General features: G+C 52.8%; 7 protein-coding genes. 4 read left to right on the forward strand and 3 right to left on the reverse strand.

All coding sequences use genetic code 11. The features are described from left to right. Positions 1-65: 65 nt before the first annotated feature. The 3 genes from TRICHSKD4_RS25540 to TRICHSKD4_RS25550 form a co-directional block, all read right to left on the reverse strand. Positions 66-320, reverse strand: coding sequence for a Txe/YoeB family addiction module toxin (locus TRICHSKD4_RS25540; protein WP_040617413.1), 255 nt, complete (start codon positions 318-320; stop codon positions 66-68). Further along, positions 317-571 (reverse strand): type II toxin-antitoxin system Phd/YefM family antitoxin, encoded by a 255-nt coding sequence (locus TRICHSKD4_RS25545; RefSeq protein WP_009760175.1) that lies wholly within the window; start codon positions 569-571, stop codon positions 317-319. The genes TRICHSKD4_RS25540 and TRICHSKD4_RS25545 overlap by 4 nt, the downstream gene beginning before the upstream one ends. Positions 572-734: 163 nt before the next feature. After that, positions 735-2,222, reverse strand: coding sequence for a DUF6880 family protein (locus TRICHSKD4_RS25550; protein WP_009760176.1), 1,488 nt, complete (start codon positions 2,220-2,222; stop codon positions 735-737). Between the two features lie 411 nt (positions 2,223-2,633). On the opposite strand from TRICHSKD4_RS25550, the gene TRICHSKD4_RS25555 reads away from it, so the two are divergent. The 4 genes from TRICHSKD4_RS25555 to TRICHSKD4_RS31005 form a co-directional block, all read left to right on the forward strand. Beyond that, positions 2,634-4,046: a DNA methyltransferase gene (locus TRICHSKD4_RS25555; protein WP_009760178.1), complete on the forward strand. Its 1,413-nt coding sequence runs from the start codon at positions 2,634-2,636 to the stop codon at positions 4,044-4,046. Between the two features lie 63 nt (positions 4,047-4,109). Then, the gene (locus tag TRICHSKD4_RS25560; protein ID WP_009760179.1) at positions 4,110-5,048 is read left to right on the forward strand and encodes a hypothetical protein; all 939 of its coding nucleotides are present in this window, start codon (positions 4,110-4,112) and stop codon (positions 5,046-5,048) included. A gap of 254 nt (positions 5,049-5,302) precedes the next feature. Then, positions 5,303-7,036 (forward strand): ShlB/FhaC/HecB family hemolysin secretion/activation protein, encoded by a 1,734-nt coding sequence (locus TRICHSKD4_RS25565; protein WP_139052274.1) that lies wholly within the window; start codon positions 5,303-5,305, stop codon positions 7,034-7,036. Positions 7,037-7,055: 19 nt separating this feature from the next. Continuing rightward, positions 7,056-9,858 (forward strand): filamentous hemagglutinin N-terminal domain-containing protein (locus TRICHSKD4_RS31005; RefSeq protein ID WP_168157075.1); only part of this gene is annotated, 2,803 nt, incomplete at its 3' end.

Raw genomic sequence — 9,858 nt, forward strand, 5'->3', positions numbered from 1 at the left:
AGAGACACCTCGGTTGCCCCTGATGTTCCGGGTTTAGGCTGGTGGACTTCGCCGATTTTTCCGTGTCAGTAGTGATATCTGCACTGAGCTATGAGGAGTTGATCGCCTTCGATCCTGTAGACGAGCCTGTGCTCTCGATTAATACGCCTGGACCACCAGCCAGAGAGTGATCCCTTGAGCGGCTCAGGTTTTCCTGTACCGTTGAATGGGTCACGCGTGCACTCCTTGATTAGAAGGTTCACTCTGATCAGTAATTTTTTATCTTTTTGCTGCCAACTCAGGTAATCACCCCAAGCTTGTTCGTGAAAGATGATTTTCACTCGACTAGCATTCGTGGGGTGCCTTGGCCCGCATCAAGTTCTTCAACGGCTTTCAAGAGTCGCTGTGCGTTGCCCGGGCTGCTGAGTAGATACCGAGTTTCTTCATAAGATGCGAAGTCTTCAAGGGACATCAACACAGCTGCAGGTTTTCCTCCGTTGCGGGTGATCAGAACGGGTTCATGATCATCTGCGACCTCATCCAGTGTGGCAGACAGGTTGCGTCGAAGGTCAGAATAACTTGTTGCTCTCATATCGGAAATTGTACTTGTTTTTGTACGTTATTTCAAGAGGAAACCTTTTTAGATATGTCTCACTCAATTGCCGTTGGTGCGGAACATGTGAGGGTAAGGTGGGCCTTGGATTGCTCGGTTGAGACCCTTGGTATCCATTCCATAAGTCCGGTCCTTCCTCCGCTCATTCTTTGACCAGGCTCCAGAAGCCTGATTTTCGTTTGTGTTTTTGCTTCAGGTTTTCGAGGAATTCCGTGTGGTCTGGAAAGCCGCAATAGTCTGTGATTGCCGGATTGGATGCCTTGCACTCGGCCAGATGTTTGGCAGCATAACGGTACCGTTTTGATTTGGCACCTTTGAGTGTGTCTTCGATCATTGCCCGTCGCAAAAGGGTTGCGGCAAGTGAGTGTTTGCCATCCAGGGAAGCTGCTGCGTCGGAGAGGATATAATAGGCATTTCCGTCAACTTCCTCAGCTCGTTTTATGATCATGCGTTCTGCCAGCTCATGAGCCGGCCATGTTACAAGGAAATTTATTGCAGTTCCCATGCGGGGATAGGTTTGTGCATGGTCGAGGGCTTTTCGCTCCGCTTCTATATCCTCAAAGTCTGGGAGAAGTTTGAGGTATTTCTGCAATGTACCTTTTTCCAGGTTCCTGCAGAACCTTTGCCATAGGTGGGCCTTGAGATCGTCGTGCTCACCCAGTTGTTCAAGGCAGTCCTCGTAGACGTCCTCAAGGTCATGGTTCATGATGTCGAAAAGGTCATGACCATAAAAATCTGTAAGATCGTCGGGACGACTTTTGGAATTTTTCTCTTGCGCCTCGCGCGAGCGGGTGACGACTTCAAGGGCCTCCTCTGCACGACCAGCTGCGAGAAGCCGCGTTGCCACACCGGGGGCGATGGTGTGATAATTGAGTTGTTCTGCAGTATATCGGGCCATATAGGCATCGACGTCACCTTCTGCGTCGGCAATATCCGCCAGAATGATGGACTGGGTTATGTCTTTGTTATCCCGTACCACTTTTTCAGGTGATCTGGAAAACCCATCGCCATATTCGCGAACTTTTCTGAGTTCCTCTTCTTCCGGCGCTCTGGCCGCCCACTCATTGGTGATCTTCTTGAGGTGGGATAGTCCTGATGCGCCAAGGGCATCTTTTGTTGCGGGTATGATATCATCAAACTCGCCATAGCCTGCATCTGCAACGGCAATCAGAATGCGCTCGGCCAGAGTTTTGCTGTTGATCGTGATTTTTGGAGCAATTCGCCCAATTGCCTCAACGGTGTCTGAGAAGACATCCCCAATCCTGCCACTGCTGTCATCGGTTCGCTCATGAATGGATGCGGCGAGATCCAGCAGCGACCATAACAGTTCGAAGGCTTCGTTTGCATCGTGAGGCGCGACTTTGGTCTCGACCATGGATGAGAAATTTTCGAGGTCCTTTACGAGGGACCTTTGGGCCTTCCAGTCGATGAAGGTCTTTGCTCGTCTTATGGAGCCAAGACGTTTGCGAAGCTCACTTGCAATGTCTTTGGGACCAAGATTGGCGCTTAGTTCCAGTCTGGCCCGCCTTTGCAGGGCGGCATTGCCCTTGACCAGGTCGAGAACGAGATCGGCGAGCCGATCAGCGCCGAGGTTTTTGAGGTTTTCCTTGTTGAGTGTTTTTTTGGACATGGACCCAGGTGCTGTGTGTTTGAATTGTGATGACAGTGGTGTGCCGCGCGGTTTAGGACAAGGCGATTATCGGGCCAATTTGATCCTCAGACGTCTGATCAAGGCGAGGTTTTGGAATAATGCGGGCGCAGGATCAGAGAACAATGGGGATAAATTTTGAAATTTTAAGGCGTTGACAGGCGTACTTGAACCTGATCTCCCATCGGGTGAGAAAAATTATTTCACTGTTCCATCTGATTTATTGCACCGGCTGTGACGAGCGGTTTTAAACACCCTTTAAATGGTCTTTAAATGGCATTTAAGAGTTTGGTCGTTTTAAGGTGAGGAATAATTTTCTTTTCCCCAGGGGCAAATACGGCATTTGGAGAATGAATTCCGTCAGAGCTACCGTTTTGAAGAAGAGGCGAACGATTGCATCGCGTATTTCTTCAAACAGGAGACGCTCTGTTGGACCTTCATCCCAAAATAGATCATTGCCGGGTCGACCAGCTTGTTCCCTATCAGGGGAATGCGAGAACTCATTCCCCGGCGCAGATCGACCAGATTGCGAAAAGCATTGAGCGGTTTGGCTTTACCAATCCAATCCTGATTGGTGATGATTACGGGATCCTTGCGGGCCATGGCCGGGTTCTGGCGGCTGCCAAACTCGGGCTTGAGAGTGTTCCGGTCATCCGGTTGTCTCATATGAGTGAAGCAGAACGGCGTGCCTATATCCTTGCAGATAACAAGCTGGCGGAAAACGCTGGTTGGGACAGGGAGCTTCTTGCCATTGAGCTGCAGGGTCTGCTTGACCTCGAGTTCGATCTTGACCTGACCGGCTTCTCCACCCCGGAAATCGATCTTGTGTTCGAAGAGTATGGGATGGGCTCTGAGGAGCCTTGTGACGAGAAGCTGGATCATGTTCCTGACGTTTTGGCAGACCATGCTGTTACAAGACGCGGCGACCTCTGGCTGCTCGGCGCCCACCGTCTCTTGTGTGGCGATGCCAGATCCGGGGAGGCTGTCAGGCTTTTGTGTCTTGGCGATGAAGGTGAGGGCGCAGCACAAGCGGATCGTGGGTTACACATGCCTTCGTTGTTGTTCACGGACCCGCCTTACAATGTTCCGGTCAACGGGCACGTGAGCGGCCTTGGCAAGAAAACCCATCGGGAGTTTGTTGAAGGGGCCGGGGAAATGAGCCGGGAGGGGTTTACCGGTTTTTTGACCGAGACCTTGTCGGCAGCTGCGTCCTGTCTTTGTAATGGGGCCATAGCATTTGTGTGCATGGACTGGCGTCACATGCGTGAGGTTCTGGATGCGGGCGAGGCCGCGTTTGATGAGCTGAAGAACCTTTGCGTGTGGAACAAGACCAATGCTGGGATGGGCAGTTTTTATCGTTCCAAGCATGAGCTTGTCTTTGTGTTCAAGAAGGGGCGGGGTGCTCACCTTAACAATTTTGGTCTCGGGGAAGAGGGGCGGTACCGCACCAATGTGTGGGACTATGCCGGGGCAAACAGTTTTGGCACCAGCCGGGACGAAGACCTTGCCATGCATCCGACCGTCAAACCGATTGCGATGGTCAAGGACGCGATACTTGATTGTTCAAAACGCGGCGATGCGATCCTGGACGTGTTTGGCGGTTCTGGGTCCACCCTGATTGCAGCGGATCAGGCTGGGCGTCATGCGCGGCTGATGGAGCTGGATCCGCTTTACTGTGACGTGATTGTCCGAAGATTCCAAAAGATCACGGGTAAGACCGCCCTTCATGCAGAAACGGGCAAATCCTTCAACGCGTTGGAGGAGGAAAGGGCGGGCAATGAGCCTGAACCAAGGCGGATATCTTGAAGCCGGTCACTCCCCGGAACCGTGGCCCGATCTCAAATGCTGGATCATCAAGGAACAATACCCATGAACAACAGAAAGAACAGAAATCGTCAGGCACTGGAAAAACCGCCTGAGCTAACTGAACAACAGCGCATTACCCTTGAGTTGGCGGATATGCTGCTGTCGTTCCGTCAAAATGGTGAGGTCAAGCGCACGAGTGCCCGTGAGGCGATGATTATGCGCCACCAGCAAAAGGCGCTGGAGGGATCTCCCCATGCGCTGAACCAGATGCACCGCCGCTTGCAGGAAGCAGAAGAAGCCCAGGCCAAGAGACGTGCCTATCATGAGGACCTGGGTCGGCGCTGGCTGGCCCACCAAAGGCAGGAGCTGGCAGATCTTGAGGCCAAATATCGTAGGGTAGGAATGAGTGCTGCAGAAATCCGGCGTCGAACAAATGACATGATCTTCCATCCAGACGACTATGAGCTGAGGGAAGACGGCCCGACCTTCAACGGTCCCTATGACGAGGCCAGTCTTGCCCGGTTACACAAAGTGTTGAAGATCCGGGATGCTTTTCTTATGCAGCATGAACTGGACCGGACAGAGCCTCTTGAGATGCCCGTTTATAGGGATGAAGAAGCCACACTCAGCAACGAAATGGATACAGAGATTTGTTGCGGTCGGTCGGCGATCCTGCTGGCCATGTTCTTTGAAGAGCTTGTGCCCGAACGGTTCCGGCGGAGCGATCTTGAACTTGACCTTCACATGCGCGACTACCGAATACAGACCACTCGGGAGTTGAAGAAAAACTGCTACCGGACCTGGAAGGAACTTGGCTTCAACTTGCCTCGGGGATGGCTAACGCCGCCGCATGATACGATGAAGAGAATGTTGGAGCTGCAGGTTCGGATCTTCAATGATGTCACAACACTGGGAAAACAAAAAGAACGGGAGAATGCCACGGTTACACTGGATGAGTGCTCCAGGATAGTTCGGCAGCACGTAGCGGAGCTGGGGTATTGAGGCCGAATAGCACGAAAGCCACTTGAGAGGGGCATCCGCGCGACGGTAGAAGCAGGTAGCTACCAATCCGTCCGTTGTGGAATGTTTGTCTTGATACAGAACTTTTGTACATTTCCTGATGGTATGGTGGCACATTTACAAAAGTGACGTAAGTGCTCATTCCGCTTCGAGAATATACAAAAATCTGATTCAATTATTGCGACCCGTTAAAATTGCGTATACATCGACCGCCGCGTTGGGTGGATTGATTCAAATTGAATATTATTTTTAAACTATTTTTATTTGCGTGTGCGTTGCTTGCCCTTCTTTCGCTAGCAGCTACGGCACAGGTTACCCCGACGCCGGGTGGCGTCGGACTTGATCCGCAGCGCCGCCAGCGTGATTTCCTGAATGAGCAGCAGCGTCGTCAGAACGAACTGGTACCCCCGGCGGCTGTTCCTGCTGACGACGTTGAGTCAAAACCTGCTGAGGCGAAGAAGAACTCTGACCCGAACGCGGTCTGTATCAACATCCAAAAGGTGATCTTTGAAGAGGCAACGCTGTTTGGTGAAGATGCCCTACATGTGAATGTTCCGGACAGTTCCTGTTTCACACTCGACCAGATTGTCGGTCTCGTTCGCGACACGACCAATCTCTACATTTCGGCAGGTTATGTAACCAGCCGCGCCTATTTGCCGGAGCAGGACCTTTCCTCGGGTACGTTGCGCCTTGTTGTCATTGAGGGGCGCATTGAAGCCGTCGAGCTTTATCAAAACGGTGTTCGGCGACATAGAGGGGAAGGGATCATCCCCGTTCGTAAAGGGGAAATCCTACACATTCGGTCCATTGAACAGGGGCTGGACCAGATCAACGGCTTGTCTTCGAAAGACGCCAAGATCAGCTTTCGCCCGGGTAGCGAGCAAGGCACAAGCATTGTCGTCATCGAAATAAAGTCCGGGCGTCAATGGCAGGCAACGGTGGGGTTTGACAATTCCGGTGCGGACAATACCGGCAAGGCCCAATTTGATGGCTCAATAGTCGTTGAAGACATATTTGGCCTTTTTGAGACAATCTCCCTATCGCACAAGAACAGTGACCCGACGATTGCGGAATCAAGACTGAGCGGTAACACGGCACTCTCGATTTCGGTTCCAAGGGGCAACTGGACAGGGCGCTGGACATCGACCTTCTACAATTATGTCTCCCAGATTGAGGGGCTGAATCAGCAGTTTGAACTTTCGGGAACCAACTGGTCCCATGATGCGCAGGTTGAGCGCCTCCTCATCCGTGATCAGGTCAGCAAGACCTATGCTCGCTTCGGCATGAGCGTCAAGGATGCAAGAAATTTTCTGGAAGACACGCTCATCGAAACGTCGAGCCGTATTCTGAGTGTGGCGCGTCTGGAGCTTGCCCATACGCGAAGGGTGCTCGGCGGCGCGTTGTCGCTGCAGGCGGGAATTGATCAGGGAACGACCCTGTTCGGTGCGCCGAATGACAGTCGTGCACCGGCAAGATCGCCCAAAGCCCAGTTCACGAAACTCGATGCTGAGGTCAGCTTTTTCAGACAATGGCAGGCAGGTCCGGGTACCGTGTCTGCGAACACCCGCTTGACAGGCCAGTATTCACCTCATCGCCTGTTCGGGTCAGAACAGCTCGGGATCGGCGGAATATCTAGCGTTCGTGGCTTTGACAGGGATAGCCTGTCTGCAGAAAACGGCTTTTATGTCCGCAATGAGCTTGGCTACACCCCTGAGATTTTTGAAGGCACCCTTGCAAAATACCTTGGCAAGCCAACCCTTTTTGCCGGTCTTGATGCCGGATGGCAACTCCCGGGTCCCACAACGCCAAAGCGCTACGAAACCGTAACAGGCGCTGCATTCGGAGCACGTCTGCAAGGTGGCATTGCCTATGGTGAAGTCTCCTATGAGTTGCCTCTCTCTTATCCTTCCAGTTTTAGCGGTGATCCGGTTTTGCGGGTCCGCGCAGGCCTTGTCCTGAGCAGATTTTAAGAAAGTTTCGAGGTTTAAAATGCGTGCTTCTTCTTTCCTGCACAAAGCAACGTCCTCTGCTGTCTCGATTGTAACAATCGCCAGTTTCCTGCTGCAGACAACGTTTTCCTCCTATGCTCAGGATATAACGGTGGACCCCAATGCCGGGGCGCACAATCAACCAAGTGTGACAGCAGCACGTAATGGCGTGCCGATTGTCAATATCGCAAAGCCGAATGCCTCGGGCCTTTCTCACAACAAGTATCTGGACTTCAATGTTGGCCAGCAGGGCGTAGTCCTTAATAACTCCAGGACGATTGGTACATCCCAGTTGGGCGGTGCCATGCTGAACAACCCCAATCTGGGGAGCGGCCCTGAAGCCAATCTGATCCTCAATGAAGTCACCAGCGCAAACCCTTCTCTGCTTGAAGGGGCGACGGAAGTGTTTGGTGGCAACGCTCAGTATATTCTGGCCAATCCCAATGGCATTACCTGTAACGGGTGTGGGTTTATCGGAACTCCCAGAGCCTCGCTGACAACGGGAACCCCGGAGCTCGATCCAGCAACGGGTGCGTTAACGGGCCTGTCTGTCGATCGTGGGCAGATCTCCATTGAAGGTCTGGGGCTGGATGCCAGCAATACCGACTTCTTCGACATTATAAGCCGCGGCGTAGCGATCAACGGGGCGATCCACGGACAGGACGTGAGCATCATCACGGGCCGCAATCACGTGGATTACGCTAATCGTGTCGTTCGCTCGGTCAAGGCCGATGACGGAAGCGCCAAGCCGGAATTCAGCGTGGATTCCTCGGCGCTTGGCGGGATGTATGCCAATCGGATTTCCCTTCAGGGAACAGAAGCGGGTGTTGGCGTTCGTACACCTGAAAACCTCTCGACCGGTTCCGGCGGCTTGGTGCTGACGGCGGATGGCAAACTGGTCATGCGCAAGGTCAAATCCAAAGGCGCAATCCGGGCGCGCTCAAATTCTGCAGGTGTTGAAGTTCAGGGTAATCTCCATGCCGGAACCACACTCGACCTTGAGGGGGCCACATCTCTGACCGTTGTGGAGCACGCCACATTAGGGGCGCTGAAGAAGAACGTTAAGCTCACGGCAGGTACATCCCTTGAGGTGAAGGGAGAGACGGTTGCCGCTGGTGTTACGGAGAGTGGTGACTTTGTTTCCGGACAGGGCGATCTAACCCTGAACTCGTCGGGAAGCCTTTCAATTGCAGCAGGCACAGCGCTTCATGCCGGAAACGCGCTGACGGCAACATCTTCAGGTGCCTCCGATGTTTCTGGAACGGTGACCGCTGGCAACAAGGTCAAGCTGACCGCCGGAACTCTTCTGGGGCTGAATGCTGGCCTGATTGGCGCCGGTGCAACGGCGAGTGGAAGCTTCATTTCCGGTCAGGGCGATGTGGAGCTGCAGTCTCTTGACGGGATTTCGGTTGCATCTGGAGCACAGGTCTATGGCGGTAATTCTGTTACGTCATCATCTGCTGGGCAAACTGATGTCTCTGGATCGGTCTCGGCAGGTCAAGCGGTCACGCTGACAGCTGGAGCATTCATGGCGCTCGGCGGCAGTCTTATCGGTGCAGGTGTCGATACGAACGGCGACTTTGTGACCGACGAGGGCGATGTGGAGATCAATTCGTCGGGCGGCCTATCTGTTGCATCCAATGCACAAGTGCATGCTGGAAACTCGGTTGGTACCACATCTGCGACAAACACGGAGATTGCAGGCAAGGTTACAAGTGATCAGTCCGTTTCGGTAACGGCTGGAACCAGTCTGACAACAGTGGCGGACAGTCTGATCACATCGCGTGCAGGTGATATTGATATCACGGCCCATGACTGGACCAATAGTGGCAAAGTGTCAGCTGCGCACGATACTCGTATCACCCTGTCAGGCAATGGAACCAACAATGCTGCGATTTCAGCCAAGCGAGATCTGACGCTGGCACTAGGTGGAAACTTTACCAATCTGGATGCGCTCCTGTCTGGCCGAAACATGGCCATCCACGGAACAACCGATGCTGACCGGGCAGGGATCGTCACCAATCAGGTGGGGCATATTGAAGCCATTGAAGGCACCTTGGCCATTCGGGCGCTGGAGTTCCACAACATCGGCACCGCACCGACTGTATCAGTTTCGGAAACGTCCAATACGGAGAGGGTTTTCAGTCATTCGGTTAAGGGAAGCACCAAAACCTGGTACATTTGGGATGTATTCACGACAGATATATCGACGGATACTCTGGATCAGGAAGGAGCCTCGGCGAAACTCGCTTCAGGTGGTGATCTGACAATTGATGCAGACACCATCCGAAATAGCTACTCGGATATTACTTCTGGTGGCGATATGGTGTTAACGGGAACAACCCTGTTGAATGAGGGGTTGGAGTTGACGAAAACAACAACCGTTCATCACGTCAGGAGTCTCTACAAGGGAAGCACGCACCGCCGCGATGATTTTATAAGTCAAACCTCCACGTCCGAATCAATCGACTCGGTTCCGGCTACAATATCGGCGGTCGGAAGTCTTACGGGCACGTTTACCGACAGGATCGATGGCGAGGTTATCAAGCAGAATTCAGACATTTCCGGTTCGGCAACAACTATCGATCTACCGGATATCGATCCGAGTGGCACCGCTCCGAACTTCGACATTAGACCATCCGCTTTAAATATCATTGTTCCCGATCCGCAGGCACCTTATCTTTTCGAAACAGACCCTCTGTTTGTTGACCTCAAGTACTTCTACAATTCTGATCGGTTTCTGGAGCGCTTCCTGAATTCGCGCCTGAATCACCCAAAGCGACTTGGTGATGCATATATCGAAC

It is taken from the genome of Roseibium sp. TrichSKD4 (assembly GCF_000148725.1).
Classification (GTDB): Bacteria; Pseudomonadota; Alphaproteobacteria; order Rhizobiales; family Stappiaceae; genus Roseibium.